Origin of the sequence: Dyadobacter sp. CY351 (assembly GCF_021502625.1) — a bacterium.
Classification (GTDB): domain Bacteria; phylum Bacteroidota; class Bacteroidia; order Cytophagales; family Spirosomataceae; genus Dyadobacter; species Dyadobacter chenhuakuii.
This window is the reverse complement of sequence record NZ_JAKFFU010000006.1, coordinates 23,677-49,832: the sequence shown is the minus strand read 5'-3', so window position 1 is coordinate 49,832 and position 26,156 is coordinate 23,677. Positions and strand designations below refer to the sequence as shown.

The window sequence follows — 26,156 nt, the reverse complement described above, 5'->3', positions numbered from 1 at the left end:
ATGATTGATAGTAAATTAAAAAAGCCAGGAAAGCTCGTCAAGTTCCGAGGAAGAAGGTGTGTAGTACAACCGTCATCTGACAGTGAGATCGTATTACTCAAACCGCTTGGGGGTTCTGATGATGAAATGATTTCAGTATTTGAACCCGTACTGCAGGCATTCGACAAATTAGAAGATGACCAGTTTGAATTACCCGACAAATCAGACTTGGACAGCTTTTTGACAGCCAAGCTTTTATATGATGCAGCAAGGCTTTCTTTCCGCCAGGTAAGTGGCCCATTTCGTTGCATGGGTAAACTATCGTTTCGTCCGAGATCGTACCAATTGGTCCCGCTAATAATGGCATTAAAGCAATCTGTAACTCGTTTATTAGTAGCGGATGATGTGGGGGTTGGTAAAACAATTGAAGCCATCTTGATTTTACGGGAATTGTTGGAACGGGGTACTATAAAATCCTTTGCAGTTTTATGTCCTCCTCATCTATGTGAACAGTGGCAAAAGGAATTGTCCGATAAATTGGATATCGATGCTGTAATCATTCGTTCAAGTACAGTAGCAGGCTTGGAAAGAAAAATAGTGGGTGATGATACACTGAACGTATTCAACTATTATCCATACCAGGTTGTGTCCATTGACTATGTAAAAAATGGTTCGGCTAAGATGCCTGCCTTTTTAAAAGATGTGCCAGAATTAGTGATAGTAGATGAAGCCCACACCTGTACGAAAAATCTTGATTTTAAGAAGACGGGTCAAAGCCAGCAGCGATATGAACTGTTAGAGAAGATTGCCAAAAACGATCGGCAACACTTGCTTTTACTCACTGCAACGCCACACAGTGGAAAAGATGGTGAGTTCAAGTCGCTCTTAGGTCTGGTAAACCCTGAATTTGAAACGTACGATTTTTCAGATTTAGAAACGTCAGAAAAGAAAAAAGTAGCGTCTCACTTCATACAACGTAAAAGAAAGAATATCGAAAAGTGGTTGGATGAAGAAACACCCTTTCCAAAGCGGACCACTGAGGAATTGGCCTACACACTTTCTGCATCCTCAGATTATTATAAACTCTATCAGGATGTATTAAAATTTGCAAGAGGTATAAGTACAGAAGGTGTTACCGAAAACAAGGCACGAATAAAATACTTTGCAGCACTATCCTTATTGCGAGGAGTAATGAGTAGCCCTGCAGCTGGGTTTGAAATGTTACAAAGGCGCAAATCGAAAATCACAGAGCTGGATGACATTACATCAGATGAGGTAAAAGACAATCCTATCATAGAAAAATGGGATGAGCAAAGTGATTCAGAGCAGATTGAAATCATTGATCGTGCCGGTCTGTCCGAAAGCGAATGGAATGTGTTACACAGGCTTGCTCAAAAGGCTTTGGAATTAACCAGAATAGAGAAAGATCAAAAGGTCAAGCTGGGTGCTGAACAAATCAAACTCTGGATTAATAAAGGGCAAAGCCCTATTGTTTTCTGTCGATTTATTGCCACCGCACAGTATGTGGCTAAAATTCTAAAAGAATATTTACCCAGGGATGTAGATGTTCGAGCGATCACCAGCGAACTGAGTGATGAAGAACGAAGGGAGAAGATTGACGAAATGAGCAAAAGCCCCAAACGGGTTTTAGTTGCCACCGATTGTTTAAGTGAGGGTATCAATCTACAAGATAAATTCAATGCGATCCTGCATTACGATTTACCCTGGAATCCCAACCGTTTGGAACAGAGAGAAGGCCGTGTTGACCGTTATGGCCAACCGGGATGGATTGATAAAAATGGTAACCACCAGAACACCATTGATGTAAAAGTGCTGTTTGGTGAAGACAATCCAATGGATGTAGTGGTACTAAAAATCATCATTGAGAAAATACAGCGCATCCAAAGCACATCAGGCATTAGTATTGCCTTGGCCGACAATAACCGTTCGGTAATGGATAAGGTTTTGAAAGAAGTCTTGTTAAATCCTGATAAAGCGCAAAAGAAGTTTTCAAAACAAATGCGACTAGACTTTGGGCCAAGCCCTGAGTTGGATGAATTAGATGTTGAAATTACCAACGAGATTGAAGCAGCAAGGGAGAAGGCAGAAAAAATCCGTTCCATTTTTGCGCATGAAAGCATCATGCCGGATGAAGTTAAAAAAGACTTGCATGAGGTAGATGAAGCCATTGGTGATGTGGCCACCTTAGAAGCGTTTGTGCTGGCAGCAGCAAAACTATTAGGAGCAACTTTTGAAAAAACACAAGGCGGCTACATTTTTAAAAAGCTCAATATGGATGATTGGATGGCATCTGCTTTGGGGCAGGGCGACAAAATCCATATATCTTTTCAGTCACCTACTCCACATGGATTCCGTTACATAGGTCGCAACCATCGTTTTGTGGAGCAGCTCTGCCATCGCATTATTGCAAACTCACTCGATAAAGAAAGAAAAGGGAATAAAGCAGCAAGAGCATCTGTATTCCGTACAGATGCGGTTAATACACAAACCACTTTAATTCAATTCCGTGTTCGCAATGTTATTCGTGAGGTAAGCAAGCATCACGAAATGGTTTCGGAAGAAATGTTTCTTTGGGGCTACGAGCAAACACTTGACGGCATTCATGCCTTGGACATAGACCAATGTAAAACGCTGTTGCACACTTCAAGTGCATTGGACATTAGTACGGAAAGGCAGGAAATCATTTTTGAAAAGGAACTGCAACATTTCGAAGAATTGCATCCTGACTTCATTGCGGTAGTGGCAAAGCGGTCTGATGAATTGGTAAATGCCCATACCCGTTTTGCAAAGTATATAGGTGCCAAGCGATTTGAAGCAGTCACTCCTGTTTTGCCTCCCGATATCTTAGGGGTATATGTATTAATTCCTAACCCCAAAATTTAAGTAAAGAAATCAGTATGAATTTTCCCTCAATAGACATACAAGGCTCCATTCTTTCCACTGACTTGTTGGCCAAAATCCGCGGTGAGCAAGCAACATTCCAGCAGGGCAAGGATTTCAATGCCGATTTAACCAATGCCAAACTTAAGGATGAAATAAGCCTGGCATGGCAGGATGCCAAAGGACAATGGACTATATATAAAAGTAAATTGGGCCGATTAAAGGAAGGTGAAGCCGGAACAACAGAAACGCGTAATTTCTGGATATCGCCTCTTCTAACCAATTTGGGTTACAATCTCACATTCAACCGACAATCCGAAGAACTCAACGGCAAATCTTTTCCTATTGGTTTCCGTGACAGCAGCTTAGATAATTTTCCTGTGTATGTAGGTGGTTACCACGAATCACTGGACAAGCGACCAGAGAATAAGCAACTTCGGGTATCACCTCACGCTTTGGTGCAGGAGTATCTCAATTACAGTGAGCACCTGTATGGCATGGCTACCAATGGCCGCCAACTGCGTTTGCTGCGTGATGCCAGCCGTATTACTCGGTTAAGCTATTTGGAGTTTAACCTTGAAAAAATGATGGAAGAGGATCTGTATTCTGATTTCGTTATTCTCTACCGTGTGCTCCATGCCAGTCGGATGCCTAAAAAGATTGATGCCGGAGCTGAAAGCATCATGGAGAAATACCATCAGGAAGGGTTGGAAGCCGGTAGTACTATCCGCAATAAATTGGGTGAAGCAGTTAAAGGAGCTATAAAGAACTTGGCCAATGGTTTCATTAACCATCCTAATAATGCAGCTTTGCGTGAGGCTGTTGCAGCGGGAAACGTTAACACAGATGAATATTACCGGCACCAGCTGCGAATCATTTATCGCTTGCTATTTCTGTTTGTCATTGAAGAGCGTAACCTTATTTACTCAGATAGCAAAACACCTGAAACCAAACGCTTTAACCAAATCTATTTCAATTATTATAGCTTACTCAGGTTAAGGAAATTGGCTAAAAAACTTCCACCACCCGAAGCCAACCGCCATTACGATTTATGGCAAAGCCTGGTGAGCACCTTTTCTTTGTTTGAGCAAAAAGAAATTGGTGAAAAACTTGGCATCATGAGCCTGCAGGGTGATTTGTTTGGCTACCATGCCATCAGCAATAGTCAATATGATTTGCACCAATGTTACCTGAGTAATTCGGTCCTGTTAAACATCTTAAAGTCACTTAGTTATTTTGAAAATGACAATGGGGTACTGATAGCCGTTAATTATGGCGGACTGGATGTTGAAGAATTTGGTTCTGTTTATGAAGGTTTACTGGAGTTAAAATTAGAGTTTAACAAAGTAGAAGGCTCTGATAATTATTCGGTGAATTGGCAAAAGCAAGCGGGTGGCAGAGAGTTTCAGTCTCATTACACACCAGAAGAATTGGTGCAGCCTTTAATCAAACATTCATTAGAGTATCTCATTGAAGACATATTGCTACTTTACACGCAAAAGAAAGTAAGCAAGGAAAGTACAATAAATGCCTTATTAAAATTAAAAGTTTGCGATGTTGCCTGCGGCAGTGGACATATATTATTAAGTGCAGCTCGTAGAATTGCACTGGCAGTAGCCAGGATGCAAACCGAGGAAGAACAACCCAATCCTTTGTCTATTCGCAAAGCCATGAAGGATGTGGTGCGGAATTGCATCTATGGCGTAGATAAGAATCCACTGGCAGTGGAGCTTTGCAAAATTGCCTTATGGTTAGAAGCATACAACCCCGGAGAACCGCTTAACTTTTTAGACCATCATATTAAATGTGGCGACGCCATAGTAGGCCTGGCACACCGCAGCGAATTGGAAAAAGGAATTGCTGATGAAGCCTTTAAAACCCTTACGGTAGACAATAAAGACATTGCCAAAACATGGCGTGATAAAAATGTAAAAGAACGCAAAGAAAGGGTTGCCAAAAGTTTACAGCTGAAAGCTGAGTTTGAAAAAACAACCGAAAACTCTGTGCAGGAAGCAATGGCAGAATACAAGACCTTTAACCAGCTGCCAGAAACCACACCTGATGAGACAAAACATAAGGCAAAAGCCTACAAGAAGTTTATTGATGGCAAAGGTTTTACTTTTTTAAAGGCAATGGCGGATACACAAATTGCTCAATTCTTTATTCCTAAAACCGATGCCAACAAAGAATACCTGATGACCGATGCAGATTTCCGGCTTATCCTAAGTGGTTATAAAGGTTGGCAGGATAGAAAAGTTGCGAAGGCAACAGCAGTGGCATTAGAACAAAGGTTCTTCCATTGGTTTATCGAGTTCCCGGAAGTATTTAATGAAGGAGGCTTTGATTGTGTGTTGGGGAATCCTCCTTTTTTAGGTGGAAAAAAAATAAGTGGAAATTATGGAGATGATTATTTGTCAATTATAAAGTATTACTATTTCCCAGTAGAAGGTGGAGTTGATTTGGTGGGATATTTTTTTAGGAGGATTTATTACATTATTAAAAATGAAGGATTTCAAAGTTTAATATCAACGAATACAATAGCACAAGGCGATACGAAAAAAGCGTCGTTAGAATATATAAGCAGTAAGTCAGGGACAATAAATTTTGCAATAAAATCTACTAAATGGCCAGGTGTAGCCACTCTCGAAGTTTCTTTAGTTTGCATATTCAAAGGCAATTGGAAGAAGAAGATATTTTTAGGGTCAACCGAAGTGATTTCTATAACTCCATTTCTTGATGACAATAAAAGTAATAATGAAAATCCATTTTGTTTATATTCGAACCAAAAGAAAAGTTTTCAGGGGACAATAGTTTTAGGCACTGGTTTTATTTTGGATAAGGATGAGGCTACAACACTTCTTAAAAACAGTATGTCAAATGCAAAAGTTATTTTACCTTATTTAAATGGGGACGATTTAAACTCTACTTCCGATGCAACTGCAACTCGTCAAATAATTAATTTTTATAACTGGGAAGAAGATTATTGTAAAAAAAATTATTTTGATTGCTATACAATCGTTCAAAATAAGGTAAAACCACAAAGGGATATTTTAAAAGACAAAGGATATAGAGAAAAATGGTGGCAATATGGTAGACGAGCGGTTGATATGTATGATTCAATTAAAAACAAGACCAAAGTAATTGCGATTGCACAAGTTACCAAACCAGTAGCATTTGAATTTGTTAATACAAATCAGGTACTTGATGCCAAGCTGATAGTATTTGACTTACATGAGTTCAACTCTTTCGCCGTTTTACAAAGTTCAATGCATAATAGTTGGTGTTGGAATTACTGTACAACACTTGAAACTAGATTGAGTTATGCTCCCACTTCTCTCTTTGAGACCTTTCCTTTTCCACCAAATATAAATTCCGAACAGAAATGGCAATTAGAAACCATTGGCGAAGCCTACCACGAACACCGCAGGCAACTCATGATGAATATGCAATTGGGGCTTACCAAAACATATAATCTGTTCCACTGCAATGCCATCACCACACAAGGGATTAATGATAAAGACAAACAGGTAGCTTCACTGCAAAAGCATTTTGAAAAAACGGCTAATACTATTTCATTTGATGAAGCCATAAAAGGCATCCTCAAACTCCGTGAGATACATGTGCAAATGGATGAGGCAGTATTGGATGCCTACGGATGGAATGATATAGCACTGAAGCATGATTTTTATGAAGTAGATTATTTGCCGGAGAATGACAGAGTGCGTTTTACGATCCATCCTGATGCCAGGAAAGAAGTGTTGAAACGGTTGTTGGAGCTGAACCATAAGATTCATGAGGAGGAGGTGAAAGCCGGATTGTGGAACAAGAAGAAAACCAGCAAAAAACAACCGATGCCCTTAAGCAAAAAAGAATTGGGCTACGTCAGTGACTTGCTTGGTGAATAATTAGTTGCACACTGAATGTTCGAATAATCCCTTCCAATTCAACAACAATCTATTGCAAATTCAGAAAGGAGAATTCTAGATTCTGCAAAAAATACTCGCCCCTCAAATGAACCTAAACGATATTCTAAATAAGGAACTGATAGATATTGCGGACCTCAAAAAAGGATTGAAGCATATTGGTCTCGAGTTATCCAGATTTGAAGATATAGGGCAAGAGCAACTCCCGTCCGTCATTGAACTATTTAGAATTGCAGTTAATATAGACCCAAAGACATCTACGAAGCTTACTAAAATGGATGTGCGCTTAAAACTTGAAAAAGTTTTGAAAGGTGGTGCGCTAGTAACTCAAATTGACTTAAGCAAGGTCACTACTAAGCCAAAAGAAAATATCGCCAAAACATTTGGCGATATAAAAAATCCACAATTAAACTCAATTGCAACAAAAGAGCATCACACGCCTACCAAACATATAAAACTGGGAAAAGTTAAGTTTTTCGATGCCACAAAAGGCTTCGGCTACATCCATAGCTTTGAAGATGAAAAAGAGTGCTTTATTCATGTTTCAAACTTACTCACACCGGGAATTACAACGGATGAGATAGTTATATTAGAAACCCAACCTTCCAGAAAAAAGACTGGCGAACTTGATGCAATTAACGTCTCCAACAAAGTTCCGGTAGTCATATTCAACAAAAAAGGAGCGGTGCAGCCCATCTGCCTTCCACTAATAGAAAACTCCTTCCCAAAAAAAATAGCCATTAGAGGCAAATATGAAAACTGCTTCGCAACAGTAACTGGTCAGCATCGGCGTTCTTATTGGGAACCAAGCGTCGTTCAAGACCATGCAATCCAGAAAGAGGTAAAAGTTCAATTTGGCAAAACGTTATTAGTGAAACACCTGTTGAATCCTGTCGATTACATTGAATCAATTGTTTGGTTGACTAACGTACTGAAACCAGAACTTGAGGAAGCCGAGATTCACTCGCTATATGCAGACGGTATTGAGAGTATTGAGCGAGAATCCCTAACAGAAGTCACCAGCAGAATCAATGCGGCAAAAGAAATCCCCCTTTTTCAGCCTTATCTAAAACCTCGAGCAAAGTTGCTTTCAAAGGTAAGTTTCGCACTCTGGACTTTGGGTGAAATCGAAACCCTGCCAACTTGCACAAAGCAGGAAGACTTTGATCTATGGAATCTCGACATTTTGCCAGCCCTGGATTGGAAGGAATTACAACAAGTAATAACTAAGATATCTTCGGAGCAAGGTCCGACAAGACTAGTTGAAGAATCATATAATTACTTAATTAGCCGGGGCTGGGAAATAAACACTGAAGAGGAGCTGGAAACTGTAATAATCTTCCTTAAAACTTTCATTGGTACTTTTGCTTCTCCTGATCTGACTGAAGCTAATTTCAAATGCAGCGATAATGACTACTACATAGAACTTTATGAGCAGGGATTGCTTCAAGAGCTTTCTGATATCCGAGTAAGGACTCACATTGAGAAAATACAAAATGACAATGATAAAGCGCATTTTATAGAAAAGCAGCCAGCTGATAAGATTATAAAATATTATTTAGAGTTTCCATCTCTATCCAATTACCGAGAGAGGCACATCACTAGCATTCTTGAAAATAAATTTGCAAAAATTGACTTCCTATGTTTCGATCTGGAATCCGATGGTGAGAAAATAAATGAGTTTGCCTGGAAAAGCGAATCAGGTGTAAGAAGTGATGTAGATTATAAAATACCTGGAGATGGGATTGCCGAACTTGTCAGTCTCTTAAATTCCAGTCGCTTAATAATTGGGCAGAACATAAAAAAATTTGACTTACTGATACTAGCAGATCATGGAGCTTCACCGCCAGCAGACTTGATTTGGGATACGCTCGAGGTCGAAATGTTTCTAAATCCGGAACGATTCAGTTATGGCCTTAAAACCGAGCACGGTGCAGTATCCGATGTGGAGCTCACCTATCGATTGTTCAAAAATCAATTATCTAGGATAATAGCATCTATAAATAACTCAGTAGCTATTAAGGAGTTATTGCCATCAAAAGCAATCAACGCAATTAATCAAATTAGCACAAACCCAACCTTGGCATTGTTAGATTATAACTATCTTACAACTCAGGCAAACGAATTTTTCCGCCCAAATCCTACGAATCGAAATCTTCCAGAGCAAATACTTGCTCAACTCTCAAAAAACTTAGAGGACGTGAGTAGCAAGATTATAATTGCTCCTGAATTTCTATGGGATACATTGTCACATCAATTTGACTTCGCATTCTATTCCACTGATAAGTTCTTAAGCTTTCACTTAAATAAAGAAAAGATAGCAGCAACTTTTGCCGATGAAAATATACTAAAAGCTATCCTTTATAGCTTTGTGGATTCACGAGTTTCAAAAGGACTTCAGTCATACTTACAACATTTACCGACAGCTATAAAATCAATGTTGACTAATGAACAGTCAACAGCAATATGCGACTGTATAGAAGTTGATTTTGGAAACAAAATCGACAAACCTATCTGTATTAAACCCACTGATATAGAAATTCTCAAACAATATGTGAATCACGATTCGGACATTCAAACAATTGTAATCGGAAGTGAATTGTACAACCTAACTAGCAAATTACAATTAGGCCAGGACTTGGACTTCGCTACAATTTTCGCCAGATTGAAGAATGAACCTATTTGGTTGCAGATGTCGGGGGGTAAAAGTTTCGTCAGTCTTGAACAAATCCACTGCAGTAAATTAGGTATTACTGAATTCCCCAAATTTCTTCAAAATATTTGGTTGGAAAAAATTGGAAACGGCAAATTCAGAGTATGGTGTAACGTGAATTTCAAAGCATCTCTGGAAGATCTGCCTCTTAATAAAGTTTACCACATTGATTGGGTGGAAGAGACGTTTACAAAAACAAATTCATTCGTCATACGGCCTGATGCCAAAAATAGCAGTTATATAGCAGAGGAGAAAAGGGTAAACCCTGAATCATTGTACCGGAAAAGCTATTGGACATATCAATTCAAATTATTTGAGGGTATGGGTGAAGTAAACAATCCGAAAGTTCTAATTATCAACAATGAATCTGAAATAGAAAAACTATCTGCTTATGCAAGACGTAAAGGGTATTATATTCCTGACAAAAAAGCTTCACTGGCACGGCAAGTAGAACTATTGCACACACACAGATCATCTAACAAACTCTTAATTGCATCTTTTCTAATATTAGACAAAGTCATTTCAACAAACTATTCTGGCTCAATAGATTTCATATGGGATAGCTTTTTGTTGCAGGAGAAATTACAGATGCTGAAAAATACTATTGAGAAAACAGATATTGAATTATCCGAAAACGCAAAATACATTCCAACAATAAAGAAGGATTTAGTAGGTGAAGGTGATTTTGATACGTACAAATTATTTAGGCTTCACAAACCCCTAGTTGACTATTACTATAAGATGATTGTAGATAATAATCCAGATTCTTGTTTGTATTTGTGTGATACTAGATTAGCTGACTTTGTTGGTATTGAACAGAGTTTGGATGTAAAGTCAAAATATGCACGACTTTGGAATAGAATAGAAGAATATCAATCTGATTACAAAGAGGCATCTGAGTTTTTCCCTTCAGATATTACGGTTGATATTGATTTTGACGTGAGAGAAGCTAAGGAGATTTTAAGACGATTATTTTTGCCCCAAAATGAAAATGGAGATTTTTTTGATTGGTACGACTATCAAGATCAATGTCTCAATGATATCCTTCCGGCAAAAAAAGATTTATTAATCTCCCTGCCAACTGGTGCTGGAAAATCTGTGTTATTCCAAGCGCCAGCATTGTTTCGATCTTCATTTACGAATAAACTTTCAATCGTTGTATCACCTTTGAGAGCATTAATGCATGACCAGGTAGAGACACTATGGGACAAAGGTCTATATAGCAACGTTGAATATCTAAGTGGTGATAAATCACACGAAGAGATTAAAGACATTTATAGAAGAATCGTAGGAGGTGAGATAACGCTTCTTTACATCACACCAGAACGGTTTAGGTCTCGATCTTTTGAAAATTGCCTTCTAACAAGATTGGATGCGGATAGCGGATTAGAATATGTTGTATTTGATGAAGCACACTGTATTTCGCAATGGGGTCAGGAGTTTCGGCCTGACTATTTGAATGCTGGTAGAAAAGTTGCAGGTTATTCTGGAATATATAAAATGAGTAAGCTGCTATTTTCTGCTACAATATCAGAACAGGTATTTGAAGAAATAAGTGTTTTGATGCCCGGCGTAGTTACCGTAGAAGGCACTGAGAAAAGTTACAATCCTGTAAGAGACCACATCAAGATGGATTTCAAACATAATGTGGTTGAAGATGACATGCTTCTTGAAGTAGCGAATTACCTAAAATCAGGCAAATTTAATTTTTCCCTAAGCCGGGCAATCATTTTTGTTAAGAGCAGAAAAAAGGTTGAAGAATGCTCTCTAATAATGCCGGACAGTTTAAGGGATGTATTTGGCGCAGACTGTAGTTTTGCGGATAAGGTCGGTGGGTTCCATGCAGGAATGGATGCAGAAGATCGAACGGATACTTACGAAAGATTTAAAGCAGGCGAAATTCTAATACTCTTTGCAACAAAAGCATTTGGTATGGGAATGGATATTCCAAACGTTCACTTTGTAACACATTATTCACCACCTAGTACATTTGAGGATTTTCTTCAAGAAGTTGGTAGGGCTGGTAGAAACGAAAAACAACGTTTGGAAGCAGGATTTAGTAATATTGAAAATCCTATTAGGACACTCTGTCTTACTACCACCAATGATTTCGCAAAGTTGAAAGACCAACTGCATGAAAGCCGAATTTCCTGGCATGAGGTCAAGGATATCAAACATGTATTGCAAGAATATATCGAAAGATTTAAGCCCTTGACATCTAATACCGAAATTCCAGTAGCAGTTCCGTTCAATCTGTATTCGAATAAAAAGGGTTCTGTGAATGATGACCTGGATAATAAATTCAGAATCGCTTTGCATTGGCTGGAACGATTAGAAAGAATTAAATTGGGCTACTTTACAATTACTCATCTAGAATTTGATTCCGCATCATTAAACAAATTAGCCGAACGTATAAATAACTGTCCGGATAAGGATTGCGAAAAAGTATGTTATGCCATAATTGAGCTACAACCAATTGATTATCAATCTAGTAAGGTAGTACAATTATCTATTGCATCACTTCGGAGCATTTCAAGGCTAAGTCTCAACAACCTATTTAGTGCTTTACTTAAAAATCATTCTGCTGGAATATTTAAACTAATACAAGATGTGGTGATTGAGCCATCTAAAATCCGCTTCGACGAAACAAATCATTGTAAAAATATCCATTCTAGAGCCGAAAAGTACCCAGCACTTCAGGTTATATTTTCATTGGCATCTAAAATCCTAAGTACAGTCCCAATCAACGACTCCAAGATTTTTGACGGTGAGGAATTAGACGTGTTTATACATGAATCTATAACTGAAAATATAAAATTTAAGAAGCTACCTTGGACAAAGAAAGACAATGCAGAAAATCAAACGAAGGAATATAACAACTACCTCAAAGACATTGTCAAGAAAAGAAGCAAACATGCCTTTACCATCATTCGTTTGTTGGGAAAAACAAAACATGAAACCAAAATGGAAAAGGTTACTGACGGTAACCAGAAAGTCAAAATAAAGCAGTCAATCTTTAATGGCTATCACAAAAAGGAAGAATGGTCAAATAAAATAGCACAAATTAAGAAAGATTGTATAAAACTATTAGATTATGTATCCCAGCAATATTTTGAGAAAAACTTAAAGAACTTCAACTGGCCAGATATTATTTCCGGATTGAATTTTGAAGGAAATATTCAATACTTATCTGACTTACTTTTTATACTATCTGTGTCAGGATATAGTAAGACGGGAGGCTTGCTTCCTAGCGGCATTGAAATTTACCTTACCTCAACTGAGAATATCGACGAAACAGATTTGCAATCTGCTGATAAAATAATATATGAAGAATTTGATGAAACCCGAAAAGTAAGAGAATTGAAACTGATTGTACTCGAAGTATTGGCTGGATTCCATAAAGGTGAGTTAGGTAATAACGTGCGTGAAATCAGAAAAAAGCAAGACACTTTCATCAGGAAATACTTCGGTTGTAACTCTTTGGAAAGTTTATTACAAGTATTACAAGAGGAGCTTCCACCCAATGACCCATTGCTTGTAAAATGGAGGGGAGACGCAATGAAAACGGAAGAAGATCGGTTGAATAAAGAACAACGAAATGTTTATGATGCCGAAATAAATCAGCACATCAATGTTATGGCTGGTCCTGGTTCCGGTAAAACACATACATTGACGCTTCGGGTAGCCAAATTGGTGCATCATATCGGAACGAATCCCGAAGAAATTTTAGTGCTAGCTTATAATAGAGCTGTTGTTTCCGAGTTGAAAGAAAGATTAGGCCATCTATTCAACGACTTAGGTTACGGAAACTTAGCGAAGAGAATCAAGATATTTACCTTTCATGGTTTAGCGAAAAGGTATTGCCAAAATGAAGTTAATGGTCATCCGTTCGATACATGGGAAAATATTTTACTTCAGCGTTTGATTAGTGCTCCTGGGCAAATCATGAATCAACTAGCACCGTTAAAGCATATTTTAGTAGATGAATTTCAAGACATTAATAATGTAAGAATTAAGCTTTTAAACAAACTACATGAATTAACTGATTCTCAGTTGTTTATAATAGGCGATCCAAATCAAAGCATATATGGATATGAAAGAATAAAGGAAGGTGGAAGCATGGGCCCTTGGCCATATTATGCTGATTTTAATAAGATATTCAATCCAACTCAATTTAAATTATATGACAATCATCGGTCCTACCCGGCAATATTGAATTTAGCGTCTCAGATACTGACACTTCCGGCAGAGCACGAACATTTGATTCCAAGACCAACAAGAGTTCCTGATGAGAATTTCATTGCAAATTATGCTCAAATAATAGACCGGACGCAGCAAAGAATGGATTGGTGGGATCAGATTTCAATGTTAATGCAAGAAAGAGTGGGGCAACGGCCATATAAGCAAATAGCAATTCTTTTCAGAACAAACAACGAGGTATACAGAGGCTTTCAAAAAATAAAAGGACTTAATCTTCCAAATATTAGAATCCGTATTCAAGGTAGCTTGCCTTATGAGTTCACTCGCATAAGAGAATGTCATGCCGTTATGTTATTCTTAAAATCCAAGATAGGTGAACAAATTCTTCCAAGTTTTAAACAAACCTTTCGTGAATTTATAGGCGATCTGATCAATCACAACCAAAATTGGACTCATTTTTACATTAGAGTTATTCATGCTCTTGTTTTAGAATACCTGGAGGAACAGGATGAGCATCAGGTATTCGATGGTTTATTAGAGTTCATAAATGAGTTGACTCAAAAGGATGATGGACAATTATATAAAATATACGAAAAACATGTAGATAAAATTACGAATAGCACTAGTGAGACGGAAATAGTTCTAACTACAATGCATAAGGTTAAAGGTCTTGAATTTGATAGCGTTATTATTCCTCCATCATTCTCAAATTTGCCTTTAAATAGCAATGAGTTACATACTCAAGCAGAACTTGAAGAACAGTTAGATGAAGAAAAACGGTTAGCATTTGTAGCCTATACAAGAGCAAGGTATCGCTTGGTGATCTTCAAACATTTCAGAGAAATTGCATTAGCAAATGGTAATCGCTATGTTATTCCTGAAAATGAAAACGTTCGCATGGGTATTCCTTTACAGCCGGGAATTAAAAAATTGAAAATAGGATGGGCAGCTAAAGCTTTTAATTTTAATAGTGGTGTGAATAGTTATATCAATGCTTCTGTCAGAAGTGGTGACTTCGTTTTTATAAGAAGGAAAGTTATTTCGCATAACGGCGCACATTTTAGTGTTCATGAACTTTTAAAGGAAAATTCAACAAGACCTATCGGAGAATTAGCAGGTAACGCCAATATTGCGGGAGACCATCAGACGGTTACCGGCTTTGTTGTAAGTGAAGTGGTGGTTTGGTCTTACGAAGATACTTGCAGATTCGATTTGGAAAATGAGACAAACTTTGCAAGAGATTGGTGTACGGAAGCAAGAGATCAGGGTTACATTTATCTGGTAGACTTTGCCGGCTTTGGTGTTCCGGGCAGCTAAGGGCGCTTGTCTTTCTGGAACTTACAAATTCCGGTAATACATAAACTTATGTTTCTTAATCACCGGACGAATTTGTCTGGGACGATTCTTTGTCCTTAATTTTCCAGATAACATGCTCTCTAATTCCTAATTTTAAAATTTCTGTAATTTCGATCAGTTACAGCTTTCTCTGCTCAGGGTAGCCACTCAACTACCTGTTTGTCAATTAATTTCAGCAGTCCATTGCTGAATTGTTACAGTTCTAGCAGCAATAGAAGCCCACCTCTCTATTGTCTCCGATAGCATGTAGTTGACTTTTAAATATACAAACATGTCTTCTTCACGTAACTACGTCATCTAACTTGTTGATATTGAGGAATATTGAAGTAATTCGAGTGCTCTTTAAATACACAAGACACATAAATATACTCATATTTACAAAAACACTTGATATTTAAATATTATACTTAGTTTTGTGGTCTAATCTATCATTATCAAATGGGTCCTATTGAAACGTTGGCAAAAATTGCTCGCAACACCCTTCCAGTAGACGAGCTAGTGAATATTTACACCTGGAAAATTGAGAATTTGATCGGTCGTAGCTCGGGCTTATTCGCAACTGAGGAGCAGAATTTGTTACTCTCTGCAGATACTGCTTTCGAGCAAAATAGGCTTCTCAAGTACACAGTTGAGCGGCAACTGGCCACCAAACCGTTGCATTATCCGTTATTGTTCTGGATTATTAGAGAATGGGGTGGAATAAGAGCCTTTAAAACGAGCGAAAAAGAAAACGCACAAAACGTAGTTAAGATTAATGAGTTTTATGTCCGGATCTCAACACTTAAACCCCTCAGTTCTGGTTTGTTCAGAGTTATTTCATCCTTATCGAAGCTCGCGAGCTTCTGGAAGCCATCTGATTTTACTATCTATGACAACCGGGCGGTATACACTTTAAACTACCTCATATTTAAGGCTAATGAAGCAGGTGAGGCAATAAAATACTTTCCTATCCCGGGCGGATCAAGGAATAAAATGATATCCGAGAAGCCTATTGAGCTTTTAATTAATCAGGAGCTTCATGCTAACTATCACAACGAAGATGTAGCCTATTTTGAGTATTGCAAACTCATCCAATCACTCAATACGGTCCTTTATCCAAACTTCCCACAAGAACCTTTCCGTACAGAGATGCTTTTGTTCTCCTCAATTGCCATACCATTCAAGGAGATGGACGGCAAGTTTCACAACCTCAATCCCAAGACTAGAGGCAGACTCAAAAAAAATGTTTTCAAGAAGTGTAAACCCCTTGACCCAAACCAGAAATACTTTCCCATTCAACGAATTTTGTCCACAGCCGCTTCAACGCATGAGGAAACAGTCACGGTTTCTATCCACGAATTAAACATCCAAGTGGGACTGATGGGCAAAGGGGGATTGCCAGGGGTTGCTTTTAAATATAGCGTGTTTTGGGGAAACGATTTTAACAGCCCGACTCACACTCAAAAACAGGCGTGGCTAAGTCAAGGCTATATTGTCGCTCAGCTCAAGAATGTTGTAGATCCAGGTCGGAAAGAAGGCGACCCTATTCCTGACAATGGCACCGTCACATTCCAGTTTATCAAAAACAGCAATTTTGACAATCAACTACAGTCGAATACAGCACTTGAGCAAGATCTCCAATTAGATTTAGAAAGCCTCTATAAAAAGATACAGAAAGAGATTAACAAGAATGCCCCAACATATTTTTCTACGATGCTTGGGAATGTTGACCCCATCGGTTTAGTCGAAAGCCATATCGAAGGCGAGAATGCTTCCGATGGCTTCACCGTCTTGCTACTTCTTGGAAGGCTTGATTTAACCTTGGAATTTTTCCTTGTAAATCAAAACAAGTATCACCCATTATTTCCAGATTTACTTCTGAGCACCGCTAAACTTAGGATTGGAAGATTATAACCAAAGTTTTCAAAAAAGACAAATGAAAAATCAAAAAAACTATTGAAAGGCTTGATATCGAAATGCGTGCGCAGATTGACAGAATATTTAAAGAGACCAATCGAAAATACAACCCTAACTATTATAGACAAATGTTAAACGATATTGGTGCTTTAGCAACCGCGGAACGCTTGCTTCCTCTGAGAAGGCCTCAGAAGGATATACTAGGCTACTATTACTGGATAAAAAAACATTGACCTTGGAAATTTTGATATTAAATGACTTGGAATTTACTAGCCTTTTTCAAGAGGATGTCATTAAAATCGCAGAGCGAAGATTAGACATAAGATAGATTATATGATGGGAGTGAGATAGCATCTATTTAACTGATTGTAAGGTTCACATTCCGGCTTTGTAACAAAGAACCGAATACAATCTGCTGCGGTTGAAAGCGAATACGTTGAATAGAATACACATTAAATCAACGATCAATGGTCTATCACTTTCACTGAAAAATCTAGCAGTTAGTTTCCTTCTTCGAAAATTTAAATGCATAGAATGGGTTGGTCAATAGCTATCCTCCTTTTAAATAAAGCATCAAGCGAGTTTTGAAAAGTTCGCCGATTGCCTTATCGTCTTATTATGGCTGATTTTTTTGGGCTTGAAGCAAATTCATATTGTGAGACAACTTAGTTTAAAGGGTGTAGTTACAATACCTAAATGGCAAGTTCTCTTATCTTCCCGATAATTACTTCTGCATTTTGCTTGAAACCGCCTTTCCGGAAACGAAGGCTATTAGGATGGCAGATTTGGAAAGTGTTCGTAGGGAGTTTATCTGCAGTCCATCGATAAAGTAACCTTGGCATAAGCTCTTCTCGCCGCGCCAAACCTGTGGTTAGCCCTAAATGTTCACCTAGATGCCACCGATAATTAGGACTTGAAGTCATGATAACCACAATTGCCGGCTTTAACAGATCAATCTCTTCTACCAACAAGTCAATAAAACCTGCCATCGTATTATTAAACAGCTGGCCAGTAGGTCGGCTCTTGCCAACGTCAATTTTCGACAAATTAGTCCAAAGCACAGTTTTTCGCAGATCCGATTGCTGGTATACGGCATTCAGGTCTCTCATAAACCACCAGAAGGGAGAATTAATAGGCTTTTCTTGTGACATAAATTCCCGGTGGCATTCCATGACCTTCTGATAGGAGATCATTAAGTCTTCACCCAAATCACACTTTCTCCATCCATGTGTTTCCATTCCCACAAACATAATCTTTTTCGACGCTTCGAGATACTCCGGTTGTACTTCTATCAAAAATGGACCGTGCAGATTTTTCAATTGAGAATCAACTGCATGCGTGCGAATGGTAGTGTAGATTTTCGAAAGTTTTTGTAGGTACAAATCACGAAGTTCGAAATTTAATTGTGTTGCGGATAATGACATGTTTTTAAGATAAGGGCCTGAACAATGTAGTTATTATTCGTCAAACTGTAACGTAATTAACAAGTTTTTAAGAAGGCGGGATCTTGAGTAAGACCGATTTTGAGGCGGCTAATTACGGACCAAACGTATCCCTATGGACTTATCAAGAAAACAAGGAGAATTAAACTTTTAATAAAAACCTCTATCACAAGACACAATTAATAACTTAGCTGGGGACTATCGCATTAACTGTGTAAACTTTTCAATCGGGGTTGGGCAAAGCTTACAGCCTGACCCTGTTTTCAAAAATAGTCAAAAATTGATTCAGGATCATCCCCCAGTTTCGGATCGGCATGGTCCATTTTTTCGAAGCCTCTCTTAAGGCTAGATATACCGATTTCATCACTGCTTCATCAGTCGGAAATGACAGTTTGTTCTTCGTGTACTTTCTTATTTTCCCATTTAGGTTCTCTATGAGATTTGTGGTGTATATAATCTGGCGAATCTCTAATGGAAAATCAAAGAAGACAGTCAGCTCATCCCAGTTTTCGCGCCAGCTTTTGATGGCATAGGAATATTTGCTGTTCCATTTCAGTTCAAGGCTATCCAGGGCAGCTAAGGCCGCCTGTCGCGTGGGAGCACCGTAAATGTCTTTTAAATCGCGGCTGAACTCCTTTTTATCTTTCCAGACCACATACCGGCAACTGTTCCGGATCTGGTGGACTACGCAAATCTGGGTGGCCGATTCAGGAAAAACAGACCGGATTGTTTGGGTGAAGCCGTTGAGATTGTCTGTTGCCGTGATCAGAATATCTTGTAACCCTCGGGCTTTCATATCTGTCAGAACACTCATCCAGTAGGCGGCAGACTCATTTTTGCCAAGCCACATGCCTAAGATTTCCTTATAACCATCGCGTTTAAGCCCAACAGCGATGTACACTGTCTTGTTGACTACCTTGCTGTTTTCGCGCACTTTGAAGACAATACCGTCCATCCACACAATCAAATAAACGGGCTCCAAAGGCCGGTTCTGCCAACTAACGATGTCTTCTGCTATCCGGGAAGTGATACGACTGATAGTTGATGTCGAAACCTCAAAATTGTAAACATCCCTGATCTGGTCTTCGATGTCAGCAACGCTCATTCCTTTGGCATACAGAGACACAATTACCTCTTCGATTCCGTCTACCATATTTTCCCGCTTGGGAATAATCATGGGATTAAAACTGGCGTCCCGGTCGCGAGGCATTCGTATTTCCGACTCGCCATAGCTGGTTTTAACCCTCTTTTTTCCATAGCCATTACGGGAATTGCCGTTGGGCGACTGCTCGTGTTTATCGTATCCCAAATGCCCATCCAGTTCGCCTTCCAGCATTTTCTCAATGCCCCGTTTCTGTAACTGGCCAAGAAAGTCATTGAGCGTGTCGCGGCTCTTGAACTGCTTTAAAAACTCATCAGTCAACAAATCTTCTGGTCTCATAAACTGTGTTTTGTTAAAAGTAAAAAATCGGAGTTACAAACCCCGATTTAAACTTTACACAGATTTTGAGATAGTGTCCTTAGCTGATCGGAGAGGCACGATCTCGCATGCCTTCTTGGATCAGCTAAGTCTTTGCTAAAAAGCCCTATTGACACTATTTCGTTAGTATATCCTTTAACCTCGCCATATCATCACTAATCTTTCTATCAACAATCTTCGCATACTGCTGAGTAGTCTTAATATTCCGATGTCCCAGCATTTTTGACACACTCTCAATCGGCACGCCGTTAGTAAGAGTGACGGTAGTCGCAAAAGTATGCCGAGCCAGGTGGAAAGTAACATTCTTCTGAATCCCACACAAATCCGCAATTTCCTTCAAGTAGGCATTCATTTTCTGATTAGAAAGCACCGGCAACACCCTGTTCTCATTTTCACACTGCGGATGGTCTTCATACTTCTCCATAATTTCCAATGCTAGTGGTAACAGTGGAATTCTTGAAGGCGTGTCCGTCTTCTGCCGTTTAGTGGTGATCCACTTCCCGCCGTCAATTCCTTCGACTATTTCTGTGCGTTTCAATTTGTAGACATCGGCATATGCAAGTCCAGTGTAGCAGCAAAAAAGAAAGATATCTTTCACATATGATAGACGCCCGTCGCCCATATCCTTTTCCCAAACCTTCTTCAACTCGCTTTCGGTTAACGCCTCCCTATCAACTTCTCTCTTCGAGAACTTAAAAGCATAAAATGGGTCACGCGTGAGCCAACCTCTCTTAACACAAAGAAGAACGATCTTTTTGAAGTTGGCCAAATACTTCATTGTAGTATTATGACTAATCTTCTTTTTTGCTTTGAACCAAAATTCAAATTGGGAGATGAATTCGAAGTCCAATTTTTTGATATCAAAATCGTCTTCATTGTATTTCCACTTGATGTACTCCCGCGTATGTTTGAGAGAAGTCTCATATCGTTCAAGTGTACCTGGCGCAAAATCAGCCCCGATCAATGCCGCGATTTGATCATTATGCTCCTTGAAAATCTTCAGGATCGTCCTTTTGTCCCCTTCTTTTCCGAGGAGCATATTCTTGAGTGCATCGGCAGTGACTTCTTTGTCCGCTTCCAGCAGAGCTTTTTTAGCCTGAAAAACTTTTGCACTGAGGGAGTCCAGGTAACTGTTTAATTCTTTAGAATCTTCCTTGTTTCCTGTGGCTCTTCCGGCGCGGATATTCCATTTGGACGGGTGCCATACTCTTTTCGTAGCAATATCCCTGGGTTGGCGATTTACGGTGATGCGCATATAAATGTGCCTGGTACCGTCTGGACTTTCATTGCGTGGGGTCTTCAAAAAGAAGTTCAACCCGAAGCTTGTTTCTAACATGGTAAAAATGTTTAAGATGAACAAAAATCGAATTGTTACTATTGAAACGCAAGATGTTCATCTAGTGAACACCTTACTAACCAGCTAGTTAATGGCTTTTTTGTGCGTCATTTCGTGAGACTTATGGAGTTCCACGATCGGCGTCAAAAAACATTGGGAATTTTTGAATATTTTGGTAGTCCGTAAAAATCAAAAACCCCGTTTAAAGCGTTTAAACGGGGTTTTTGAATGTTTTGACATCATGTCCTGCAGAGAGAGAGGGATTCGAACCCCCGGACCTGTTACAGTCAACGGTTTTCAAGACCGTCGCAATCGACCACTCTGCCATCTCTCTAAATACTTCGCCGTGTGCGAAACGTGGTGCAAAGGTAAAAACAAAATCTTTATGCGCAATAGCTCATGTTAAAAAAAAACTAGGCCTATGCAAAATATAAAATCTCACACGCACCTTCAATTGACAATCCTGAGTTCTCGTCATCATAGTTAGCTTCATAACTAATTATTATTTTGTCTCTTATCCGGACATTGACCTCTGTGTGGAATTGAACTGATACAAAGTTGTAATGCTCATCATCCAATAAATATTCGACGATAGCTGTACCGCCTAAGCTCATCCACACATCAAATTCATCGGTTGCTTTGCAACCAACATTGAACATTGAAATGGATTGATCATATTTAGCTTGCAAGGGGTCATAATTCAATATACCCTTATAGTACCTGACAATATTTCTTTCAAAGGTTTCAAAGTAATAACCGCAATGATTCCGCGGACCCCTTCCAATACCGACAAATTTAAAAATTCCCAGTCAATGTTAGTGCTAACCCATTGCTCGTCAAGAAAATTTAGGTGGTTTGCGTGAACCCCATTGAAATGATTCAGAGATCGAAAATATCTTACATCCAGTCCAAGCTGTTCAGTCTCATTTTGCAGATAAGGATGCAGATTATTGCCTTCTCTATCCCCAAAGTCATGAACATTAGCTGATATAAAACACACTGTGTCTCCTGGATGTTTTTTGCTAAGTCAAGAACAGAGAGCTATTCTAGCTCACTACTACCTGCAAGATATGCGCTGTACGTCCATGAACCTTGTACCGCTCGTCTAACCTCACTCCTACCACCCAAATAACTTCCCCATTGCCATTCAAAAGTACCAGCACCTGTTCCTTTGCAAATCTATCCATCTTCGAATCGATGAAAAGATCACTTAACTTTTTTCGCGCGCCATTCATGCCCAGTGGTCGGAACGAATCTCCTACTTCCCATTTTCTAATTTTTAAAGGAAAAACCAATTTGTCATAATTGATGGAAACTATGCTTTTGTTACTAGGAAGCTCATCGTTTGAATTGCGGCTCTTCTTGTATAGCGAGATCAATCGTCCGGCAAAATTAACTTCGGATTGACTTTCTTCTATTTTGATCTCGTCATCAGACGCTGCAATAACCCGATTTTTAAGGATTAGATCTTTTCGATCTATCAGCAATGTATAAGATGCGGATTCGAACAGTTTTCCCGGCATTCCATTCAATCCCTCAACAATTTTCTCTACTTGCAAATAAGCGAATCCATAATCCTGCAAAATATGCCATAACCTATACCCCGGCTCGCTCTCCAAAACAATCTTGGCCTTACTAATCCTCACCTGCTCCCCCTCCTTCACAACAACCCCTTTCGCCCATTCGTCCAGCATTTCTTTCAGCAACCGATCTGCACTTGACAGTTTTGCGGAGGAGTGAATGAAGGTGGCTTCCAATGACGGATTTAGCTGCTGCAAAACGGGCACAACCTTGTGCCTGATCAGGTTTCTTTTGTAGTCGTCCGAAGCGTTCGAGCGGTCCTCTCTCCATGTTAGCGCGTTCTCTTGCGCGTAGGTCAGAATTTGCTCTTTGGTGGCCAGGAGCAATGGGCGGATGAGATGATTGTTGATACCTGAAATGCCGTGTAGGCCCGATAAACCTGTTCCGCGGGTGAGATTTAAAAGGGTTGTTTCCAGTGAATCATTTGCGTGGTGGGCGGTGGCAATGTGTGTGTAGCCGTTGGTGGTTCTTAGCATTTCAAACCATTGGTAACGCAGGTCGCGTGCAGCCATCTGCGTGGAAATGCCCTTTTCCTTTGCAAAGGACTTTACATCAAAATGTTTGGCAAAAAATGGAAAACCGTATGCTTGGGCAAGCTGCTCAACAAACTCTTCATCTCCATCAGACTCTTCGCCTCTTAACCCGAAGTTACAATGTGCGATGCCAACGGGAAAACCGGCTTTGTGAAACAGATGAAGCATTACAACTGAGTCTACTCCCCCACTCACAGTCAATAAGCATGGCTGTTTTTCGAGATCCAGCTTGTGTTGGTTAATAAAAGTTAAAAAAGCATCCAACATGAACCTAAGAAACGTAATTGATGTAGTTTTGGCGTATATAAGACATGAATAGTCTTTTACCAGACTCGCCAGAAGGCACTGATTTCAAAGGTAAAAGAAAGAATGGCAACATGAATAAAAAAAAATACATCGCGAACTGCAACCCTTTTAAACTTTTGCGCGTCATCAATATCAAAGGTAATATGTTTCGTTTGACGTTCTTTGTTTTGATGTTTTTTTCACATTACCTGTTGGCCCAGAGAGCTTTACCAAAACCTCAGCCAGTTCAGAGTGAGGATCTTGTTGAAATTATAAAGTCCGACGAGCTGGAAATTGTGAATGAAAACGGAGTTGACTCCCGCCGGGTCAAAAATGGCGTTTTTAAGCACAAAGGAGCATTCTTGCACAGCAATCTCGCGATCCAGAATATTAATACGAATGTGATCGAAGCTTTCGGGAATGTTAAGATCATACAGGGTGATACGGTTACAGTGACAGGCGATACGCTTTACTATTTTGGCAACACGCGACTCGCTATTGTAAGCGGTAAAAAGACGGTTTTGAAAGATAGCAAACGCACCCTAACGACCCGCAAAATCGAATACGATATGGCCAATGGCATTGCCAATTATAAAACGCCTGGCCGGACTGTCGATGAGGAAAATGTGCTGACGAGTAAAGAGGGTTTTTATAATACGCGAACAAAGGAGTTCACTTATTATAAAAGTGTAAAACTGGTCAACAAAAAGTATGTGCTTACGACGGATACACTGCTGTATAACTCGTTGACGAAGTGGTCGGATTTTAATGGTGTTACTAAAATCACGAATAAAGACGGCACGGTAAACGGAACCAGGGGTCGCTACAATACGGAGTCTGCCGAGTCCTCATTTCAGAAGCGGACGATGGTAGACAATGAAACGTATACACTCACCGCTGACTCGCTGGAAGTGGACGGTAAAACCAACAATGGTCGCGGAAAAGGTAATGTGGTGATCGTCGCCAAAAAGGATAAAACGGTCTTGAATGGTGACGAAGGATATTACTGGAAAAAAGAGGGCTATTCCAAAATATTCGGTCATGCATATGTCAGAAATGTAGTTTCCGACGACACTCTTTACATTCGTGCGGATACACTGTATTCATATGAAAATCAGAGGGATAGCACAAGGAAGCTGATCGGAAATAAAAACGTTTTTATATATAAAAGCGATTTCCAGGGCAAATGCGATTCGATCACTTACAATACAGCCGATTCGATTATCCGATTTTTCCGGAAACCGATTTTATGGAGTGACCAGCATTATCAAATGGAGGCCGATTCGATTACTGCTTTTTTAGTCAACAATGAGATCAACCGGATGCTGCTGAAAGGCAAATCTTTTGTGATTACAGAGGATACCTTAGTCAAGCAGTTTAACCAGGTGAAAGGACGCACGATCAATGCTTTTTTTGAAAGCGGGAGCAAATTAAAACAGGTTCTGGTGGATGGAAACGGCGAAAGTGCCTACTATGCGGTGGATGATGAGCAAAAAAGCATCGGCTTGAACCGGGTTGAATGTGGAAAAATGAATCTGCTTTTTACCGACAATCGTGTACATAAAATCTCATTTGTGGGGAAACCGGACGGCAGGCTCATTCCACCCTCGAAAATAAAGGCTCCGGAACGACAGTTGGACGGGTTTAATTGGCGAATTTCAGAGAAACCAACCAAGAATAAGACGATTTGGAAAGAGTTGTAAAAAATATATCGAGACAAGCTTCATTTTATTTAAGCAGGCATGATTTTTTAGATTCCAAAATAAAGATGTCCGTTCACACAATATATTTTGAATATACAATTGTTTCTCTATATTTTTGTAATGTACTTTTTTACTAAAATATTATAAAATATTAGTCAAAAGTATTCCAAGATGACGCTATGAAAAGAAATATACTTTACTTAATAATAACACTAACGTTGACCTTACAGGGTTTAAACGCACAATCCGTCTCGAACGGCAGCCGTTTGAACATGGTCAACAAGAAGAACCCTGCTGCCAGCGAAAACATCAAATTTTCAGGTTTGGCAACGGGTTCAAGCTACAAATTACTGTCTTTGCAAAATCCAAAAGCGCTGAACAGTTTCTATCGTTCTTTCTTGTTCGCTTCTCCCAATGCTTCTGAAAGCACAGGCGTCGCTACTGCCGAAATCGTGGAGAGATCTTCAAACAGAAGACAACCTGAGATGGAAGCGCAGCTGAAAGTGGAAGAGCAACTATATGCCAACGATAAGATTTCAGTATCAAACATTTATCCGAATCCAGCCAGCGAATATGCAGATCTTGACTATAACATCACTGCCAACATTCGTGACGCGAAACTGATTATCTACAACGTGCTTGGTTCTCAAATGGCTGAGCTGCCCCTGAACAGAAATGACAGAAAGCTGCGTGTCAATACGAAAGATATGCCGACAGGGCTTTATTTCTATCAATTGTCACTGGACGGTCAAAAAGTAGCCACTAAAAAAATGCTTGTACGCCATCAGCAATAGGCTAATTTTTAACACTATATCAGCTACGCATTCG

Annotated in this window: 11 protein-coding genes and 1 tRNA gene; 6 read left to right on the top strand and 6 right to left on the bottom strand. The window is 39.4% G+C overall.

Going from position 1 to position 26,156, the window contains the following annotated elements; all coding sequences use genetic code 11:
• The 4 genes from L0660_RS12725 (at position 1) to L0660_RS12710 (ending at position 16,965) form a co-directional block, all read left to right on the top strand.
• A complete protein-coding gene (locus L0660_RS12725) occupies positions 1 to 2,883 on the top strand; it encodes a helicase-related protein (protein ID WP_235159808.1) in 2,883 nt (960 codons plus the stop codon).
• A gap of 14 nt (positions 2,884 to 2,897) precedes the next feature.
• Positions 2,898 to 6,785: an Eco57I restriction-modification methylase domain-containing protein gene (locus L0660_RS12720; protein ID WP_235159807.1), complete on the top strand. Its 3,888-nt coding sequence runs from the start codon at positions 2,898 to 2,900 to the stop codon at positions 6,783 to 6,785.
• A 106-nt stretch (positions 6,786 to 6,891) separates the two neighbouring features.
• Complete coding sequence (locus tag L0660_RS12715) at positions 6,892 to 15,033, top strand: DEAD/DEAH box helicase (protein WP_235159806.1); 8,142 nt, start codon at positions 6,892 to 6,894, stop codon at positions 15,031 to 15,033.
• Between the two features lie 477 nt (positions 15,034 to 15,510).
• A complete protein-coding gene (locus tag L0660_RS12710; protein WP_235159805.1) occupies positions 15,511 to 16,965 on the top strand; it encodes a hypothetical protein in 1,455 nt (484 codons plus the stop codon).
• A gap of 695 nt (positions 16,966 to 17,660) precedes the next feature.
• Here L0660_RS12710 and L0660_RS12705 read toward each other — a convergent pair.
• The 6 genes from L0660_RS12705 to tilS form a co-directional block, all read right to left on the bottom strand.
• Positions 17,661 to 18,392 carry a hypothetical protein gene (locus L0660_RS12705; protein ID WP_235159804.1) on the bottom strand — a complete coding sequence of 244 codons (732 nt, stop codon included), beginning with the start codon at positions 18,390 to 18,392 and terminating at the stop codon, positions 17,661 to 17,663.
• 262 nt (positions 18,393 to 18,654) lie between these two features.
• A complete protein-coding gene (locus L0660_RS12700; protein ID WP_235159803.1) occupies positions 18,655 to 19,851 on the bottom strand; it encodes an IS256 family transposase in 1,197 nt (398 codons plus the stop codon).
• A gap of 154 nt (positions 19,852 to 20,005) precedes the next feature.
• Positions 20,006 to 21,226 carry a site-specific integrase gene (locus tag L0660_RS12695; protein ID WP_235159802.1) on the bottom strand — a complete coding sequence of 407 codons (1,221 nt, stop codon included), beginning with the start codon at positions 21,224 to 21,226 and terminating at the stop codon, positions 20,006 to 20,008.
• A gap of 249 nt (positions 21,227 to 21,475) precedes the next feature.
• Positions 21,476 to 21,560, bottom strand: a tRNA-Ser gene (locus tag L0660_RS12690).
• Between the two features lie 85 nt (positions 21,561 to 21,645).
• A complete protein-coding gene (locus tag L0660_RS12685) occupies positions 21,646 to 21,915 on the bottom strand; it encodes a hypothetical protein (protein WP_235159801.1) in 270 nt (89 codons plus the stop codon).
• A 357-nt stretch (positions 21,916 to 22,272) separates the two neighbouring features.
• Positions 22,273 to 23,607: a tRNA lysidine(34) synthetase TilS gene (gene tilS, locus L0660_RS12680; RefSeq protein WP_255712324.1), complete on the bottom strand. Its 1,335-nt coding sequence runs from the start codon at positions 23,605 to 23,607 to the stop codon at positions 22,273 to 22,275.
• A gap of 110 nt (positions 23,608 to 23,717) precedes the next feature.
• Here tilS and L0660_RS12675 point away from each other — a divergent pair, with 110 nt between their 5' ends.
• A complete protein-coding gene (locus L0660_RS12675) occupies positions 23,718 to 25,328 on the top strand; it encodes an OstA-like protein (protein WP_235159799.1) in 1,611 nt (536 codons plus the stop codon).
• A gap of 179 nt (positions 25,329 to 25,507) precedes the next feature.
• A complete protein-coding gene (locus L0660_RS12670; RefSeq protein WP_235159798.1) occupies positions 25,508 to 26,122 on the top strand; it encodes a T9SS type A sorting domain-containing protein in 615 nt (204 codons plus the stop codon).
• Positions 26,123 to 26,156 lie beyond the last annotated feature (34 nt).

Excerpts from the sequence above, each read along its gene's own strand:
- L0660_RS12725 (WP_235159808.1), top strand. The coding sequence starts at position 1 with ATGATTGATAGTAAATTAAAAAAGCCAGGAAAGCTCGTCAAGTTCCGA.
- L0660_RS12720 (WP_235159807.1), top strand. The coding sequence starts at position 2,898 with ATGAATTTTCCCTCAATAGACATACAAGGCTCCATTCTTTCCACTGAC.
- L0660_RS12715 (WP_235159806.1), top strand. The coding sequence starts at position 6,892 with ATGAACCTAAACGATATTCTAAATAAGGAACTGATAGATATTGCGGAC.
- L0660_RS12710 (WP_235159805.1), top strand. The coding sequence starts at position 15,511 with ATGGGTCCTATTGAAACGTTGGCAAAAATTGCTCGCAACACCCTTCCA.
- L0660_RS12705 (WP_235159804.1), bottom strand. The coding sequence starts at position 18,392 with ATGTCATTATCCGCAACACAATTAAATTTCGAACTTCGTGATTTGTAC.
- L0660_RS12700 (WP_235159803.1), bottom strand. The coding sequence starts at position 19,851 with ATGAGACCAGAAGATTTGTTGACTGATGAGTTTTTAAAGCAGTTCAAG.
- L0660_RS12695 (WP_235159802.1), bottom strand. The coding sequence starts at position 21,226 with ATGTTAGAAACAAGCTTCGGGTTGAACTTCTTTTTGAAGACCCCACGC.
- tilS (WP_255712324.1), bottom strand. The coding sequence starts at position 23,607 with ATGTTGGATGCTTTTTTAACTTTTATTAACCAACACAAGCTGGATCTC.
- L0660_RS12675 (WP_235159799.1), top strand. The coding sequence starts at position 23,718 with ATGAATAAAAAAAAATACATCGCGAACTGCAACCCTTTTAAACTTTTG.
- L0660_RS12670 (WP_235159798.1), top strand. The coding sequence starts at position 25,508 with ATGAAAAGAAATATACTTTACTTAATAATAACACTAACGTTGACCTTA.